Source organism: Rossellomorea oryzaecorticis, from assembly GCF_045897515.1.
Classification (GTDB): Bacteria; Bacillota; Bacilli; order Bacillales; family Bacillaceae_B; genus Rossellomorea; species Rossellomorea enclensis.
The window spans coordinates 61,351-78,728 of sequence record NZ_JBJOSA010000002.1; the positions used below are offsets into that span (position 1 = coordinate 61,351).

Consider the following 17,378-nt stretch of genomic DNA (forward strand, 5'->3'; position numbering starts at 1 on the left):
TAGGGGAATTTGCCGGTTCCGATAAATAAAACGCAATAAATATTGAATTTTCTTACATATTTATAGGAAACGAATCCATTTACTAGTACAATGTATGTAGGATAAAAGAATCAACAAGTATAAGCGGATGAGGATGAAATTCATGCAGGCACTAAATAGGAAACAAGATAATGATAGATTAGACGTTGTTTTAAAAGACGTTGTATTGGAATATATAAATGACATGATTTTTATAATGAAAGTCGAAGAGGGACCTTCTTTTCGTTATGTATATATAAATGAATCAGCCAGGAAAAGCACAGATATAAAAAATGAGGATATGGGACGGTTGCTGGATGAAGTGCTTACAGGAGGGCTTGGTTCGCATATAAAAGAGAAGTATGTTCAACTGGTGGAGAATGAGGAGACAATCATTTTCAGGGACACTGTCGAGCTGCCGGGCGGGGAACAGATGATAAACGAGTCGATCTTGACCCCTATAAAGAATGAATTGGGAAAAATTGAATATGTTGTTTGTATTACGAGAGACGTTACTCCAATCATGAGAGAAAAGAAAAGGCTTTCAAATGCAAGGAATAGGTATAAGTCAATCATCGAACATAATTTGGACGCCATTTTCATATTGGATTCAAACGGGGTAATAAAGGAATCCAATATTGCAGGCTGTCAATTGACAGGGTATCAAAAGAGCCAAATGGTGAATTCCGCAATTTATGATCTCTTTCATTCATCGGTCAAGAAGGAATTAGAAGAGGCCTTAAAAAAGGCTTCAAACGGTATACCGTCTACACTGGAACATTGTATGCTGAATACGGTGACAGGAAAAGACAAGATCACAAGCATCAAAGCTGTACCGATTGTAGTGGAGGAGAAATTCGACGGGTGTTATATCATTATCAAAGATAATACTGTTTCTTTTGAACAAAATGAAATGATCCATTACATGGCACTGCATGATCAATTAACCGGTCTTTGGAACCGTAAAGCTTTAGATGAGCATCTACCCTTGTTCGTTCAATCCATGGAAGATTCGGGCCGTGAGCTCTCGGTATTGTATCTGGACCTTGATCGATTTAAATTTGTGAACGACACGCTGGGATTGACAGGTGGTGACCGGGTGCTTAATAAGATCACAAAGCGGTTAACGACGTTGACGAATGATAATTGCCTTCTTTACAGGCAGGGCGGTGATGAATTTATTTACCTTTTGAAAAACAGCAGCCTTGAGGAAACAAAAGAAAAAGCGACGGAAGTACTGACTTTATTTCAACAGTCATTCTTGATGGAGGGGCAGGAGTTTTACATCAGTCCTTCCATAGGGATAAGCAGGTATCCTGCAGATGGCTTTGACGGGAACACTCTCATCCAAAAAGCGGCGCAGGCACTATTCCAGGTGAAAGAAAAAGGCAGGGCCCATTACAGATTTTATCAAACATACATGGAATCAAGTTTTCCGAATTATATGATCATGGAATCACATTTAAGAAAAGCGATTGAGAAAGAGGAACTGTCCATTCATTATCAACCTCAGATCAACCTTTCATCCGGCACTGTAGACAGTTTCGAAGCGTTGATACGCTGGAATAACCGGAAGTTCGGGTTTGTGTCGCCGGGTCAGTTCATCCCGCTGGCGGAAGAAACGGGCCTTATCCACGGTATTGGTGAGTGGGTGCTCGAGCATGTATGCCTTCAGCTCAGAAACTGGAGGGAAAGAGGGAATAAGGATGTTCGGATCGCGATCAATATCTCCCCAAAACAGTTTCAGCAGGAACAGCTGGTGGATACGATCCGGGAGTACCTTGATAAGTATGGAATTCCGGCTGAATGCCTGGAGATCGAAATTACGGAAGGAGCCATGCAGGATACCCAGCAAACCTTGTCAGTACTTAAGAAACTTAAAGAATTGGGTGTGTTCATTTCTGTGGATGACTTCGGCACGGGCTATTCCTCGCTGAACTACCTGAAAAGGTTTCCGATTGATATTCTGAAAATAGACCAATCATTCGTAAGGGAAATCGGATCCAGTCAAAAAGATTCCGCCATCACGACTACGATCATCCATCTTGCTCACAGTCTTGGTATGGAAGTGATTGCTGAAGGTGTTGAAGAAGAGGGCCAGGTCCATTTCTTAAAAGAAGCAAACTGCCAAAAAGCACAGGGGTTTTATTTCAGTAAACCAAAAGTACCCGAAGAATTGGAGCATTATGTTTATGCTTAGTATGATTCGATCCATTAATTTGACAGTTTCGGGTGATATCACGTATGTTTAAGTGAGGTCACCACAGTTAGGTAAAAGAGTCAAGTTAATAAAGGAGAGGGATTAGATGAAGAAGAAGCAAATGGAAATCCTTTTTCTCCCCACCGATAGAGGGACGGTAAAAGTATATGTTTATGGCTTTCATACGCCCCGAACTCTTGGTCAGGTCTGCGTTACATTTCATAATGTTTCTGTTGAAGCAAAAGGATACAGAAGGAATAAGACGATTATTAAAGCATTGGCTCAGCTTCATGAAGCGATTGTCAATAATCAGGATAGTTAAATAAAGATCCGGTACATTTAAAATCATGTACCGGACTTTTTTTGTAAGAAAGCTGGCTGATTAGGAAAAAGATGTGGTAAGATAATGAGTGAATATTCATTCATTTTAAGGGGGAGAAAAAATGGGAGAAAAACAAACGGTCATTATCACCGGGGGATCCAACGGAATGGGGAAATACATGGCAAAGTATTTTCTGGAAAAAGGTTCTAACGTCGTCATTACTGGTCGTAATGAGGAGAGACTTCAATCTGTAAAAGAAGAGTTTGCTTCGCTTCAGGGAGAAATTGACGTGTTCCAGATGGATGTTAGAGAGCCGGAGCATGCAGAGGCTATGGTCAAGTTTACAACAGAAAAGTTTGGGAAAATTGATGTTCTGATCAACAATGCAGCAGGGAATTTTATCTGTCCTGTGGAGAAATTGTCTCCAAATGGTTGGAAGTCAGTCATTGATATCGTCTTGAATGGGACCTTTTATTGTTCTAATGCAGTGGGCAATTATTGGATTAAAGAAAATCATAAAGGCTCGATCATCAATATGGTGGCTACATATGCTTGGAATGCCGGAGCCGGGGTAGCTCACTCTGCTGCAGCAAAAGCGGGCGTCTTGTCCTTGACAAGGACCCTTGCAGTCGAATGGGGTCACAAGTATGGAATTCGTACCAATGCCATCGCGCCTGGACCGATTGAACGTACTGGAGGGGCAGAAAAATTATGGACCTCAGAAGAAGCTGCCAAACGTACGATTGAAAGCGTCCCTTTAAAACGACTGGGGACACCCGAAGAAATTGCAGGACTTGCTTACTTCATTTCTTCAGAACAAGCTGCTTACATGAATGGGGAATGCATCACATTGGATGGCGGGCAATGGTTGAACCCATTTCCGTTTTGATATCTTTCACGGAATGCTCACGATGCGGGGCATTCTTTTTTTTATCTCTTTTTTCAATCATAAACGAATGACAATTCGACTCCATCATGTGTTATAATTATGCAAAAAATGTATCAGGTTGGAGGAGTGCACATGGATCCATTGGATGTAATTAGCAATATTGACAAGGTCATTCCTTATTATCAACCGATTTTCAGTGCTGATGAACATAAGATAATCGGATATGAAGTGCTGGGAAGAATTCTCAAGGACAATGGCGAGGCAGTGAGCCTTGGTCCTTTTTTTAAGGGGAATGATATTCCTGACGAATATAAAATCGAAGTGGACCAGAAAGTGACGGCAGAGGCCATCCGCCAATTCATTAAATCCGATCAGCAGGGACTGATTTTTATAAACAAGGATGCAAGGCTCCTCATGCTTGACCATGGTGAATCCTTCCTTGAGCAGATGCTTTCCTTTAAAACGCAAGGACTTCAATTGAACCGCATTGTGCTGGAATTGTCCGAGAAGACATTTCAGGGTGATTTTGAACAGCTTGTACATGTATTGCTCTATTATAAAACGTATGGAATAAAAGTAGCCATTGACAATGTGAAGGGGAATATCGGTGAACTTGACAGACTGTCCCTTTTTTCTCCAGATATCATTAAGGTCGATCTTTCACAGCTCCGTAACGATGCAGGGAATAAAATGTATAAAGATATCTTATTCAGTTTATCGGTGCTTGCAAGAAAAATCGGTGCATCCCTCCTGTTCGAGCATATCGAAATTAATTATCAGTTGCAGTTCGCATGGTTGAATGGCGGCAGGTACTACCAGGGTTATTACCTCAGGCATCCTTCAAATGAATTCGTGCAATCCAACATCCTTAAAGACAAATTAAAAGAGAGATGCCAGAATTTCATCCGCTACGAAAAAAAGCATTTAGAGGCAGGATATCAATTTGCTGAAGATTTACATAAGGAAATCAACCGTATACTGACACTTCTGAAGAAACAGACACAAGACTATGATCAACTGCTCACCGGACTTGCTGACGCATTTACGGATAAGTGCTTCCGCTTGTATATGTGCGATGAAAATGGGTTCCAGGTCACCAGCAATATTTTGAAAGTACATGGCAAATGGGAAATTCACGAACGCTTCAAAGGAAAAAACTGGAGCTGGCGCCCTTATTTCTTGGAAAATATCATCAGGATGAGAATAAACAAAAAGGGGTTATTGTCTGATATCTACAGTGATATCGATTCGGGTGAGCCGATCCGAACTTATTCATATCCGTACGGTGACGGCATGTACCTGTTCATCGATCTGTCTTACGAATTTTTATTTGAAGAGGAAAGCCTTCTTTATTAAGCGGCATTTTGACATCTTTATTCAGCTGCCTGCCTTTTCATATTTCTTTGAATAGTGTGTTTCCATTAGGGGAAATTATCATTAAAGGAAAATTGAAGGAGGGGCATGGATGAGTATTTATATTATACTGCTCACTTTGATTGCTGTGGGAGTGGCAGGTTATTCAGTTTATTATACATTTAGAGTCGCTGGGCAGGAAAAAAGGTTAAAGGGTGAATATGACACAGACATACCGGAATCTGTTAAGGCGCATCCTTTTATGCGGAATCCGGTCTTCCTGGCGATATTAGTTTTTACTGTTTTCGTGGTAGTCATGATCCTTTATCTATCATTTAAATTTGCCTATTGATATTAGTCTAAGTTAACCAGAACTAATTTGCATGCGGTCAGGCAAATTAGTTCTGGTTTTTAATTTGTTCAGTGTACCTTTAAATCGGGAATCGGAGGCGGCTTGCTTAGAGGCGACAAGCCTAGACCAGAAGGGGGGGGAGGAATCCAGTTATTTGGATTTTTTTGGTAAGTGACGGAATAAATCTTAAAATTCAAAGATTTCCCCGTTGAATTCGAAGATTATTGCTCCGAATTGAAAGAAAAAGTCCAGTTTTCGAAAGATTAAGGGCCAAAATTAAAAGATTCCCCAAAAATCCCTCCCTATTCACCCCGTTCCAAAGCCCGCATTACCGCTTGTAGAGCCCCAAGATGCTCATTAAACCTGATGGGGCGAATACAACTATTCCATATACTGCACTAAGAACGCCTTTAACCTCCGTAAACCTCCATATAAAACAGATCATCACCTCGAGGCGCTCTCGTCCAAGCTTGACATCAACTGCTTCAAGAACGCCAGGAGACGCAGCGCCCGTCCGCCGAATCGAAATCTTGCATGGAAATCAATAGCGGAAAAAAAGCCTATTCTCCTATATCCCTTTTTTTAAGTTGGTTTAATATTCCAGTATTCTTCGTGTTTAACATATAGATATCCGGGAAAATGGCAAATAAGTGAAAAAGATGTCAATCAGTGTTGTTATTTTTCGAACAAAACTTAGCCAATCGACAAAGTTCAATTGCTACAATAGATTCACCTATTTTTTTAAGGAGGGGAATAAAATGGCTAAAAGCAAATTATTTATCCTTGTTTTGATCATCGGCCTCGTTTCAGCAGCTTGCGGACAAGTCAAACAGACACAGGCGTCCACGTTCACAGACAAGCAGGCAATGGCTATGGTGAAGGAAGCATTCCAAACCCAGGTTTCTTTAAGTGAAAAGCCTCAACCGATGGAGGACATCGAAAAGCAGCTTAACGAATCATTTACGGAGGAACTGACAAACTCATTCATAGAAGATAATGTTGTAATGGCAGAAGGAGGCTATATGACGTTCGGTTCAGACTTTGCACCGCATTATATTCCTTTCTTTTCTTACGACAAGTCCACCAATGTTGATTACAAAAACGGAAAGTGGTACATATGGGAAGAGCGTACAGGGGAAGATGAAGGTCCTGTAAGCACAGCTTCAGGAGTGGAAGCAGTGGTTTTAACAAAGGAAAAAGGAAACTGGAAGGTAGCTTCCATAACAAATGAAATACCGGATCATCTTAAATAGACAGAAAAAAGATACCCACGCGAGGTATCTTTTTTTTTTCTGGAAATCATTCATATTTCCAATGCTGCTTTGAGTCCATCCAAATCGAACCCGGTTATGACTGTATCGTCTACGGTGATTGTAGGAGTCGAATAGGCCTTTAACTGTTTTATTAAGTAATCTCTTGCTTCGTTGTCTTCCTTAATATTTTTTTCAATGTATTCGATTTTATATTCTTTCATGAAAAGCTTGACCACCTCACATGGAGGACAATCAGGCTGTGTGTACAACGTAACATGTTTCAACGTTTCATTTCTCCTTTCTTGGTTAAAAAATCGACGATCCCCATCGCTGAAACCTTCATGTCGAGTTTCAATAAGTTAAACATGGGGTGATCCGGATCAGCACCGCTGCGGAAGAATGAAGTTTTCACCATGTTAAAAAGCTCAATGGAAAGCTTCTCAACATTCTCATTGAAAGAGGCATTGGAAGAAAACACTGTTTCGGCCATGGCCATGAACTGATCCAGCCACACTTCAACTTCGCTTAAAGCATGGGCCGGTTCTTCTGACATGCCGTAATGCCCAAAGTAGATTCGTTTCAAGTCTTTGCCCTTGAAAAACTGAATGGAATCCTTCATGTCACCAGGGCTGAATTGGTTTGGGGAAGTGGAAGGGAGATAAAAGGATTTTCCTTCAGTCCGGTACTGTATTCCACAGGTATCACCTGTGAACATACCTTCTGACACTGGATCGTAAATGCTGAAATGATGTTTGGCATGACCAGGTGTGTCATAAAAGGTAAGCGTACATGTCTCACTGAGTCTTAAAGTGTCCCCGTGCCCCTTAACCACCATCCGTTCTTTTGGTATGGGTTTGATTGGAGAAAATAATCGTTCGAAATCATCTCCGTAAACCGCTTTTGCACCTGCAGCCAGCCTGGATGGATCATTCAGGTGCCTGTACCCTTTTGGGTGGACGACTATTGTCGCTGAAGGGCACTCTTCCAGGAACAGACCTGCTCCTCCGGCATGATCTAAATGGATGTGGGTCAGAATTATGTATTGAATATCTTCTAATTTAATGTTTAACTTAGAGAGACCTTTTTTTAGATAAGGAATTGAGGGACTGGCAGATGTTTCAATGATCGTAAGCGATTCTTCGTGAATGATATAGCTTCCGGTACGTCCTTTTAATGACAAATCCATCAGGTCGACTAATGATATCCTAGAATCCAAATGCTCGATACACATCGTAACAAATCCTTTCTTAACAGTTATCTTTCTTTTCATTATATAGGATTTTTCAGGTGATTAGGGCAAAACATTAGATTTAACAGGATAGAATTTGGTACAATGCAAAAGCTATGAAAAAAGAAATAGAACAGGAAAGGAGAGACTGCTTATGTCTCAGCTTCTTGGAATCATACAAAGATTAAAGACATTGCAAGAACAAGGTGAACAAGGGGAAACTCAACAGCGTTTTTTTGAATACAACGGAAAGAAGATCTGTGAGGTAAAGTATCTGCCGAAACAGGATACCTTTGAAATTGAAGTCATGAATGAAAAAGGGAGCAGTTTTCCTTTTGACAACATCGACATCACGGCAATCGAAATTTATGAATTGCTGCAGGAAGCAAATCAAGAATAATACAAAGATAACCAGATGAGATCTTAATCTTATTTGGTTATTTTTTTTGGATTCTACCCATTTATTGTAATTTAGGATTGATTATTACAACATTTTTCTGTTCATGTGTTAAAATTAATTTGGCACTTGCTGAAAAATTGATATTTAAAACAACATGATTTTTAAAAAAGTAACAAGGTAAATGAAACATTAAAAATGAGGGGTTTTGCATGATTTCATTGAATAGTAAGGAATTTTTAGAAACGAACATTAAAGATTTTATCATTCCATCAGAGAAAGTCGCTCATGTCCAGATCGGGAACTCCCTGGAACATGCCTTGCTGCTTCTCACTAAGAGCGGATATTCTTCTATACCCATATTGGATCCCGCATTTCGTTTGCAAGGACTTATCAGTTCCTCGTTAATAACAGATGCAGTGCTGGGGCTCGAGCGCTTTGAATTTGAAAGGCTTGAATCAATGAAAGTTGAAGAAGTGATGACGGGGGAATTCCCTTCCATTTCGCTGGATTCTGATTTTAAGAAAGCACTAGAGCTGCTGATCAATCATCCTTTTCTGTGTGTGATATCAGAAGATGATTCTTTTGAAGGGATTTTGACAAGAAGAGTGATGTTGAAGCAGTTAAAACGCAATATCTATACCTCCTGATATTTTTTGGGGGAGATTATATGGAGGGCAGGGTGAACCTGCTTGCAGAGCGGGGAGGATGGCATTACGTGTCATCCTCTTTCAATGAAGAATGATGTAAGGAGAACGATATGAGCAGTTTGGGGAAGAAAACTATTAAACAGACAAAAAAACCATATGTACTGGGAGCAGTAATGCTTGCAATGTTTATGGGAGCGATTGAAGCTACGATCGTTTCTACCGCCATGCCAGCGATCGTAGGGGATCTGGGTGGGTTCTCACTTTACAGTTGGGTATTTTCTGCATATTTATTAATGAATGCTGTTACGGTATTGATCTATGGGAAGCTATCGGATCTATTTGGGAGGAAACCGATCATTACAGTGGGCATCATCATTTTCCTGATTGGTTCGATCCTTTGCGGGTTTTCCCAATCAATGACACAGCTCATCGTGTTCAGGTTTATTCAAGGTTTCGGTGCCGGCGCGGTGCTCCCTATGGCAACGACGATCGTCGGTGACATTTATTCAAAAGAGGAACGCGCAAAAATACAAGGCTATCTGTCGAGTGTCTGGGGGATTTCGGCAATCAGCGGACCGCTCATCGGAGGAATTCTTGTAGAATATGTGAGCTGGCGGTTTGTCTTTTGGATCAATATCCCGTTGGGAATCCTCGCCATTGCAGGCCTATGGTTATTCCTGCATGAGGATATAGAGAAGAAGAAACCTGTAATTGATTACGGCGGTGCCGCATTGCTTGTGCTGACCGTATCCACATTAATGTTTGTACTGGTAGAAGGGGGTGTGCGCCTGCCGTGGGATTCCTGGCAGACGATCCTTCTGATCGGTTTGTCTGTCACGGGTCTGGCTGTGTTTGTTTATCATGAAATGAGGACACCCCAGCCTATGATGCCATTTGATTTGTGGAAAGTAAGGTCCATTCTCGTAGCGAATGTGGTGTCACTTACTACTGGTATCATGCTTATTGGGATTTCGAGTTTTCTTCCCGCCTTTGTACAGGGAGTCATGGAAAGAAGCGCTACTGTTGCTGGATTCACCCTCACAGCCATGTCGATAGGCTGGCCGATTTCAGCAACGATTGCAGGGCGGCTGCTGATAAAGGCCGGTTATTTCATCACCTCTTTGATTGGGGGGATTGCACTCGTGGCGGGTGCAGCTGTCTTTGTGTTTATGCAGCCTTCATACGGGCCGTTATGGGCAGCATCAGGCTCCTTTTTAATCGGGGTCGGGATGGGGCTTTCATCCACGGCTTTTATCGTTTCCATCCAGTCCACTGTCGAATGGAAGGTAAGGGGCATCGCGACAGCAACGAATATGTTTATGAGAAACCTTGGGACCACGATAGGTGCAGCACTCCTTGGAGGGATCCTGAACAGCAGATTGCAGGACTATCTCCAAAAGACGAATGCAGACAGTGATCTATCAATAGATGGGGTGAATGCTTTATTAAGCGAATCAGAGAGGGCAGCAATGAGCCCCGAGCTGATACAAACTCTTCAGGACGGTTTGACATCATCACTACACACCGTCTACCTTGTCGTCCTTCTCTTTGCAGTATTCAGTCTTATCGGAATCATGTTCATCCCAAAAGACAAGAGTTTAAAGAAATAGGCGGAGTCCAACTTGTAAGATAAGGATCAACGTAATGATATTCAATAAGATCCCAGCTTGTTTAATGGAGATTTTAGATGCCAATCTGACAGAGAGCTGAGCGCCGATCAAAGCACCCAAAGCAAAAGGGACAGCAGTCATCCAGTCGACATGGCCATTGACCAAATACATGATGAATGCCCCAAGGCAGCTGACAAAGGTCTGGAACCTCGTCAATGCAACGGTCTTTAAATAAGAGAAACCGTGCCTTAAATATGTGTACATGAGGATAGTGGCCTGGCCGGGGCCGAATAATCCGTCATAGCTGCTGATCAAAAAAAGTTTACCAAAAGGAAGCTTATGTTCTTCTGCTGCTTTTTCAGTCTTGTTTCTTTTTAATATGCTTAAGAGCAATGCACCCAATAAGAAGAAAAAAGCCATCCATTCGAGCACTTCCGGGTCTATCTTGTCTGAAAGGAGAGCTCCTGCAAGTCCGCCTGTAATGGCAATCGGAACGATGGGGATGCATTCTTTCAGGGTTATTTTACGATCTTTAAGCAAGTAAACAAAGCTTGATGATGAACTGATGATATTTGAAAATTTTGCAGTCGCTATACTGGTGTGGACAGGGATGCCGAGAAGCAGCATCATCGGCATGCCGATCAACCCCCCGCTTCCTGCAAGTGTCCCGATAAAAGCGACAGTCATACCTGTTGCAAACAATAGCAGTTCCATTTTTCCCACCTCGCTGTTCTTTGTACTTAAAGTGTATTCCAATATTAATGATAATGAAATTTTAATTATTTTAAGATATAATATAAGAAAAACTTATGAGGTAATGAGCATGGCATTTACGGAATATCAATTACTGCAAGTATTAGCCCAGGAAATGAATATGAGAAAAGCAGCCGAAAGACTGTTTGTCTCTCAGCCTGCACTATCTCAGCGGCTGCAAAATATCGAAAAAGAATGGGGAACCAAACTTTTCCTCCGCTCACAAAAAGGATTGACGCTGACCCCGGCCGGTGAGCTTGTCGTCAGGTTGGCAGAAGAAATGCTGGGGAAGCAGGAACTTGTGAAAGAACAGATCCAGGCACTTGAAAATGAGGTTCACGGTACATTAAAGATTGCCTGTGCGTCGATTGTCGGTCAGAACTGGCTGCCGAAAGTCCTGAAGCGCTTTGTCGAGACCTATCCCCACGCAAAAATATCTCTTATGACAGGGTGGAGCAGCGAAATCCTGAAGGCGATCTATGAGGATGAGGTACATATCGGTATCATTAGGGGAACGCCAGATTGGAAAGGCCCGAAACATCATTTATTCCAGGACACTTTGTACTTGGTGGATCGTGAAATCCAGTCAATTGAAGAAGTGATGAAAACAGACAGACCGTTCATACAATTCAAGAGTGATTCGAATTACTATCAGGAAATACAGGAATGGTGGCACCGACAGTTCCAGACGACCCCGAAACGCACTATCGTAGTGGATCAGATCGAGACTTGCAAACAGATGACCCTGAATGGAATCGGATATGCCATACTGCCTGCAATCACTCTTGATGATGGGATGGAAGAAAATATATATAAAATTCCACTGGTCGATGATCATGATGCCCTCATTCACAGGGATACCTGGCTGCTCGGCTACGAGTATGCTTTTGAACTCAGGCAGGTCAGTGCATTTGTTGAGGTCGTAAAGGAATTCCTTGATGGAAATTCACAATAAACAGGATTTTTGGGTTGTCTTCTACCCTTTAATTTGTTAAAGTAATTCAAGAAAGAATCTGAATTTATACATAACTTTGGAGGGGAAATACATGAAAATGATGGATGCAAACGAAATTATTTCGTTTATTCAAAATAGTACAAAATCAACACCTGTAAAGGTTTATGTGAAAGGGGAATTGGACGGAATCGATTTTGGCGCTTCCTCTCAAACATTCATTGATGGAAAGACAGGGGTTGTATTCGGAGAGTGGAATGAACTTTCCAAGGTACTTGAAGATAACAGTGATAAAATTGAGGATTATGTACTTGAAAATGACCGCAGGAACTCAGCGATCCCACTGTTGGATTTAAAAGGTGTCAAAGCGCGTATCGAACCTGGTGCCATCATCCGTGATCAGGTCGAAATCGGAGAAAACTGCGTCATCATGATGGGCTCAGTCATTAATATCGGGTCAGTCGTAGGTGCAGGGACGATGATCGATATGAATGTGGTCCTAGGCGGAAGGGCAACAGTAGGTAAGAACTGCCATATTGGTGCAGGAGCCGTGCTTGCAGGTGTCATCGAGCCGCCTTCAGCAAAACCGGTCATCATTGAAGATGATGTAGTGATCGGGGCGAATGCCGTGGTATTGGAAGGCGTAACAGTCGGCAAAGGATCAGTGGTCGCAGCGGGTGCAGTAGTCGTTGATGATGTGGCACCATATACGGTTGTAGCAGGTACGCCTGCCAAAAAGCTTAAAGACATCGATGACAAGACCAAATCAAAAACTGAAATCAAGCAGGAGCTTCGTCAGCTGTAAACGACTGTCGAAAAAGCTGGAATTCATATTTTAGAAACACTCTCATGAAAGAACGGGCGGAAAGAAAAATCTTTCGTCTGTTCTTTTTGTCTAGAGTGGTGACAGAAAGGCAGGGTGCGGCAGGATGATTGCTAAAGATTTCAAGACCATCAGAAGAGACCTTCACAAAATCCCGGAACTGGGATTTCAAGAATTCAAGACACAGAAGTATTTGATTGATTATATTACAGATTTGCCTGCACATCGATATCAGTTGAAGAAATGGAAGACAGGCCTGCTTGTAAAAGTGCCGGGTACAAACCCTTCAAGAGTCATCGGTTACCGTTCCGATATAGACGGACTGCCGATCAAGGAAGAAACAGGTCTGGAGTTCCATTCCACTCATGAAGGAAGGATGCACGCATGCGGCCACGACCTTCATATGTCCATTGCACTTGGCGTACTGACACATTTTGTTCAGTCCCCTATAGAAGATGATTTGCTGTTCATTTTTCAACCGGCAGAAGAAGGACCCGGAGGAGCACAGCCAATGCTGGATAGTTCCGAGTTGAACGAATGGATGCCCGATGCCATTTTCGCGTTGCACATTGCACCCGAATATGAAGTCGGCACGGTGGCGATAAAAGAAGGGCTGCTGTTTGCCAACACATCTGAATTGTTCATCACATTCAAGGGGAAAGGAGGGCATGCTGCTTATCCCCATCAAACCAAAGATATGATTGTAGCTGCTTCTTATTTTGTAACACAGCTTCAGTCAATCGTATCAAGGAATGTGGATCCGCTTGACAGTGCGGTCATTACGATTGGAAAGATGGAAAGCGGCACCGTCCAAAATATCATTGCCGAAACAGCCACCCTCGAAGGTACTATCCGTACACTTTCCCCCAAATCGATGAAAAGTGTGAAAACGAGGCTGGAAGCTTTGGTCGAAGGCATGAAAATCAGTTATGACTGTGATATTGAAGTTGATTACGGCAGCATGTATCAGCAAGTGTACAACGATCCCAAATGGACGAAGGACTTCGTTACGTTTATTGAGAAAACAGAAAACAGGAATCTTGTTATCTGCAAAGAAGCCATGACCGGAGAAGATTTTGGCTATATGCTGGAGAAAATACCTGGGTTTATGTTTTGGCTGGGTGTGAATTCTCCATACGGCCTGCATCATTCTAAACTCGTTCCGGATGAAGGCGCGATTGATTTTGCCATCTCGTTATTGACGGACTATTTCGAATCACTGAATGGAAAGAATTAAAGGAAAAGGTCCGGAGCCGTTAGTATCGGCGCCGGACCTTTTTGTTATTGCTCTTTCTTTTCAATATAGACTTGATGAGGGAATGGAATTTCAATACCGTTTTGATCGAGAGCTTCTTTTAATGCTTTACGAAGCTTTCTTTCTACACCCCACTGTTCCATATTCCTCGTCTTCCCGATAATGCGGAGCACCACATCGGAGGCTCCCAGAGTCTGAACCCCGACGACATTCGGACCTTCCACAATGTTGTCGTCTTCCCGGGCAATCCTGTCGCACACTTCCTGCATGACTACCATTGCCTTATCGATGTCATCATCATACGAAATCCCTATATCCACAAGTGCACGCATATTCCCTCTGGAATGATTGCTGACACTGGTGATTTCCCTGTTAGGAACGTAATGAAGCGTTCCATCGAATCCCCGGATATGAGTAGTGCGGAGACCAACCTCTTCTACGATACCTGAGAAATTCCCGGTGCTGACATAGTCGCCGACGTCGACTTGTTTTTCTAAAAGAATGAAGAAGCCTGTCACCACATCACTGACTAGTCCCTGGGCGCCGAATCCAACTGCAAGACCGACGATTCCGGCACCTGCAAGGATCGCCGTTACCTGAATGCCGAATATCTGTAAAATTGTAACAAAAAAGATGAAAATCAGGACATATCCTACAATGTTTTTACTGAGGCTTTGGAGCGTCTGTGCTCTGCCTGCGGAAACGTCATTTCTTTTACTATACTTATCAAATATTCTTTCAATCACTTTGTTTGCAGCTGCCTTTACCATTATGAAGGCAATCCAAATCGCCAGTATCTGCAAGGCGCCTATTCCTATAGTGACAAGAAGCCCGCCCCAATTGAAATTGGCAATCCTGTCGCCTAAACCATTTAATCCAAGTATGTAATCCAATCCAAACATCCTTTCCAATAAAATTATGAACCTTTATAGTATACACATTGACAGATGGGTTATGTCAAAGAAGAAACCTGTCAACAGCCTATAGATTTATTCCCCTCCTGTATGGAGATAAACAACTTTCGCAGAACAGAATATCCAACAGAATGATTAGAATGTATCGGTCAAACGACCGATTTTTTGTGCGACGGGCAGTCGCATTGAGTGTTGACTTAGAGTCAACACTCTTCTTTTCATTATCGGAAAGAGACGTCATTTCGATGAAACGACTTGGGGAGGATAATGAATTTGCAATCCCAGATGGTGAAAATCCATACCCGAGGAGACTGACCTAGCTCGGGAAGCTTAATCTAGGGCAACACCGTGAGGTGTTGTCTGAAGGAGATGCGGAAAATCGAGAGACCCGTAAGCGAATAGGTAGACCCTAATGCAATAAGTGTGAAGCACAGCGGCGAGGTAAGTTGGCGACTTTTCGAAAAGTGAGGAAGCCCACTTAAGAGGCATTTTCTTCAGAAGTCAGAACAAGAAAATGTGACTTATAGCGTGATGGTGCAGGGTATGCTTATAAGGGAAATGTGACGACCCCGTGAGGACTCCACCTTACCGAACAGGCAGGGTTCTAGTCTATAAGGGTAATCCGAAGTGACGCAGAACTGGTGGAGTAGTCAGACATTCTCATAGTACGGGAGTAACTTGATGACCATAACATCAAGCGAACGGAAGGGGAATGACCTATGGCTCCAAGCCATGAACAAGATGTAATGATAACAATCATGATACCGCGGTAAAACCGTTTGAATGTACATCAAGGAAAGGCGTGGAATACGCAATGAATCAAGAGTGGAAGTTTAAATTACACAGTGTCTATGGACAAATATTATTCGACCGAAAACTAACCCAAAGCTTCGAGCAAGTAAAAGCAAACAAGGGAGCAGGGGGAATTGACGGAGAAACCATAGAAAGTTTTGATGCTAAATTAGAAGATAATATCATGGCATTATTAAACAAACTGAAAGCAAAGTCCTATCAAGCTCAACCGGTTAGAAGAGTATATATTCCAAAAAAGAATGGGAAGAAACGACCGCTGGGTATTCCTACTATTGAAGACCGTATTGTCCAACAAAGTGTGGTAAATGTACTTCAGCCAAAATTCGAGGACAGCTTATTTCACAATTGGTCAGTTGGTTATAGACCGAATCGTGGAGTGGAAAGAGCATTACAATTAATCCTTTGGAATATCGAACAAGGATATAATTACATTTATGATTGCGACATTAAAGGATTCTTTGATAATATTCCACACAAGAAACTCATTGGAATATTGAAGAAATATATTTCAGACCGAACGGTCTTAGGTTTAATTGAGCAATGGCTTAAAGCTGGATTTATGGAAGAGGGAAAGCTCATTCATTCCGATTATGGGACACCGCAAGGTGGGGTTATATCTCCACTTCTCGCAAACGTATACTTGAATGAACTAGATTGGGAATGGGACTTAAACGGAATTCGATTTGTCCGTTATGCCGATGATTTTCTGTTGTTCGCCAAATCGAGGGAGACTATAGAAAAGGCTGCATCCCTAACTAAGGAAAAGTTAGGTGAGTTGGGTCTAGAAATCTCTAAAGAGAAAACAAAAGTAGTCAACTTTAGTAAGGATGATTTTGACTTCTTAGGATTCACCTTTCATCATTGGAGACCGAGAAAAAAGGACAATAAATCTGTTTTCCACGTTACTCCTAAAGAAGACTCCATAAAAGATTTTCGATTGAAAATTAAGGAGAAGACTAGAAAGACGTTAACCTTGAGCAAGGAAGAATGGATAAGTCGAGTAAATCCAATCATAAGAGGGAAGGTCAACTACTATGTGACCATCATTAAGGCTATCAAAGCTAATGAAGAACTAGGACAAAAGAGCCGATGCATCACTCGATGGATGCGAAGTAAGTTGAAAGCAATCGATGGTTACATAAGGAAAAGACTACGCGTAGCATTTATTCATAAACATCCGAATCAAAAGAAAGAACAAAAGATGAGGTATAAATGGAATAATCGCTTCTTTGTAAGTATTAAGTTAATACCGAGTTACTGGCTTTACCTTAACAAAGCTTACGGTTACAGTCTTGACGAATATTTAGTTGAATTGAAGATTCTAGGAAAAAGGAAACAACAAAACGCAATTAAACGTGCAAAAGAAAATGGTGAGGAATACTTCACTCCTCACAGAATCCAAAAGATGCAAAATGCCTGGAACGCATCCTCTTGATAAACATTGTAACATTTGGTAAGCCGTATGCCTTAATAGGGCACGTACGGTTTGATAAGGGGGAAGCCTCGGAAGAGGTTTCCCTACTTTATTATATTTGTTTCAAACTAAAATGAACGAGATAGAAAGACTTTAAAAACAATTCACAAAAAAGTAAAAAA

General features: G+C 41.9%; 17 protein-coding genes. 13 read left to right on the plus strand and 4 right to left on the minus strand.

The genetic code is table 11. The features are described 5' to 3' along the window. Window positions 1-142: 142 nt before the first annotated feature. The 6 genes from ACKA06_RS02485 (at window position 143) to ACKA06_RS02510 (ending at window position 6,387) form a co-directional block, all read left to right on the plus strand. The gene (locus ACKA06_RS02485) at window positions 143-2,218 is read left to right on the plus strand and encodes a sensor domain-containing protein (protein WP_197495131.1); all 2,076 of its coding nucleotides are present in this window, start codon (window positions 143-145) and stop codon (window positions 2,216-2,218) included. Window positions 2,219-2,324: 106 nt separating this feature from the next. After that, window positions 2,325-2,540, plus strand: a complete 216-nt coding sequence (locus tag ACKA06_RS02490) for a hypothetical protein (RefSeq protein WP_032089044.1) — start codon at window positions 2,325-2,327, stop codon at window positions 2,538-2,540. 121 nt (window positions 2,541-2,661) lie between these two features. After that, window positions 2,662-3,429, plus strand: coding sequence for a 2,4-dienoyl-CoA reductase (fadH, locus tag ACKA06_RS02495; protein WP_032089043.1), 768 nt, complete (start codon window positions 2,662-2,664; stop codon window positions 3,427-3,429). Between the two features lie 132 nt (window positions 3,430-3,561). Continuing rightward, complete coding sequence (locus ACKA06_RS02500; protein WP_197670720.1) at window positions 3,562-4,785, plus strand: EAL domain-containing protein; 1,224 nt, start codon at window positions 3,562-3,564, stop codon at window positions 4,783-4,785. 109 nt (window positions 4,786-4,894) lie between these two features. After that, window positions 4,895-5,134, plus strand: coding sequence for a flagellar basal body-associated FliL family protein (locus ACKA06_RS02505; RefSeq protein WP_032089039.1), 240 nt, complete (start codon window positions 4,895-4,897; stop codon window positions 5,132-5,134). 758 nt (window positions 5,135-5,892) lie between these two features. Then, window positions 5,893-6,387, plus strand: coding sequence for a DUF3993 domain-containing protein (locus ACKA06_RS02510; protein WP_064565188.1), 495 nt, complete (start codon window positions 5,893-5,895; stop codon window positions 6,385-6,387). A gap of 50 nt (window positions 6,388-6,437) precedes the next feature. Here the strand turns inward: ACKA06_RS02510 and ACKA06_RS02515 are convergent, their stop codons facing one another. Both ACKA06_RS02515 and ACKA06_RS02520 read right to left on the minus strand, forming a co-directional pair. After that, the gene (locus ACKA06_RS02515; protein WP_032089037.1) at window positions 6,438-6,671 is read right to left on the minus strand and encodes a glutaredoxin family protein; all 234 of its coding nucleotides are present in this window, start codon (window positions 6,669-6,671) and stop codon (window positions 6,438-6,440) included. Beyond that, on the minus strand, window positions 6,668-7,618 hold the full coding sequence (locus ACKA06_RS02520; protein ID WP_064565189.1) for an MBL fold metallo-hydrolase: 951 nt from the start codon (window positions 7,616-7,618) through the stop codon (window positions 6,668-6,670). The genes ACKA06_RS02515 and ACKA06_RS02520 overlap by 4 nt, the downstream gene beginning before the upstream one ends. 151 nt (window positions 7,619-7,769) lie before the next feature. Here ACKA06_RS02520 and ACKA06_RS02525 point away from each other — a divergent pair, with 151 nt between their 5' ends. The 3 genes from ACKA06_RS02525 (at window position 7,770) to ACKA06_RS02535 (ending at window position 10,272) form a co-directional block, all read left to right on the plus strand. Next, complete coding sequence (locus ACKA06_RS02525) at window positions 7,770-8,015, plus strand: YkuJ family protein (protein ID WP_032089035.1); 246 nt, start codon at window positions 7,770-7,772, stop codon at window positions 8,013-8,015. 209 nt (window positions 8,016-8,224) lie between these two features. After that, window positions 8,225-8,662, plus strand: coding sequence for a cyclic-di-AMP-binding protein CbpB (cbpB, locus tag ACKA06_RS02530; protein ID WP_032089029.1), 438 nt, complete (start codon window positions 8,225-8,227; stop codon window positions 8,660-8,662). A gap of 110 nt (window positions 8,663-8,772) precedes the next feature. Continuing rightward, on the plus strand, window positions 8,773-10,272 hold the full coding sequence (locus tag ACKA06_RS02535; RefSeq protein ID WP_411158981.1) for an MDR family MFS transporter: 1,500 nt from the start codon (window positions 8,773-8,775) through the stop codon (window positions 10,270-10,272). Here the strand turns inward: ACKA06_RS02535 and ACKA06_RS02540 are convergent. Beyond that, the gene (locus ACKA06_RS02540; RefSeq protein ID WP_032089027.1) at window positions 10,261-10,986 is read right to left on the minus strand and encodes a sulfite exporter TauE/SafE family protein; all 726 of its coding nucleotides are present in this window, start codon (window positions 10,984-10,986) and stop codon (window positions 10,261-10,263) included. The two genes, ACKA06_RS02535 and ACKA06_RS02540, sit on opposite strands and share 12 nt — an antisense overlap. A gap of 109 nt (window positions 10,987-11,095) precedes the next feature. On the opposite strand from ACKA06_RS02540, the gene ACKA06_RS02545 reads away from it, so the two are divergent. The 3 genes from ACKA06_RS02545 to ACKA06_RS02555 all read left to right on the plus strand — a co-directional run bounded on the left by ACKA06_RS02545 (window position 11,096) and on the right by ACKA06_RS02555 (window position 14,037). After that, a complete protein-coding gene (locus ACKA06_RS02545; RefSeq protein ID WP_032089026.1) occupies window positions 11,096-11,980 on the plus strand; it encodes a LysR family transcriptional regulator in 885 nt (294 codons plus the stop codon). Window positions 11,981-12,071: 91 nt separating this feature from the next. Continuing rightward, window positions 12,072-12,782 (plus strand): 2,3,4,5-tetrahydropyridine-2,6-dicarboxylate N-acetyltransferase, encoded by a 711-nt coding sequence (dapD, locus tag ACKA06_RS02550; RefSeq protein ID WP_032089025.1) that lies wholly within the window; start codon window positions 12,072-12,074, stop codon window positions 12,780-12,782. Window positions 12,783-12,906: 124 nt separating this feature from the next. Beyond that, window positions 12,907-14,037 carry an N-acetyldiaminopimelate deacetylase gene (locus tag ACKA06_RS02555; protein WP_214873964.1) on the plus strand — a complete coding sequence of 377 codons (1,131 nt, stop codon included), beginning with the start codon at window positions 12,907-12,909 and terminating at the stop codon, window positions 14,035-14,037. Between the two features lie 44 nt (window positions 14,038-14,081). On the opposite strand, the gene ACKA06_RS02560 is transcribed toward ACKA06_RS02555, so the two are convergent. Then, window positions 14,082-14,948, minus strand: a complete 867-nt coding sequence (locus ACKA06_RS02560; protein WP_318293675.1) for a mechanosensitive ion channel family protein — start codon at window positions 14,946-14,948, stop codon at window positions 14,082-14,084. Between the two features lie 835 nt (window positions 14,949-15,783). Between ACKA06_RS02560 and ltrA the strand changes: the two genes are divergently transcribed. Next, complete coding sequence (gene ltrA / locus ACKA06_RS02565) at window positions 15,784-17,217, plus strand: group II intron reverse transcriptase/maturase (RefSeq protein ID WP_411158982.1); 1,434 nt, start codon at window positions 15,784-15,786, stop codon at window positions 17,215-17,217. Window positions 17,218-17,378 lie beyond the last annotated feature (161 nt).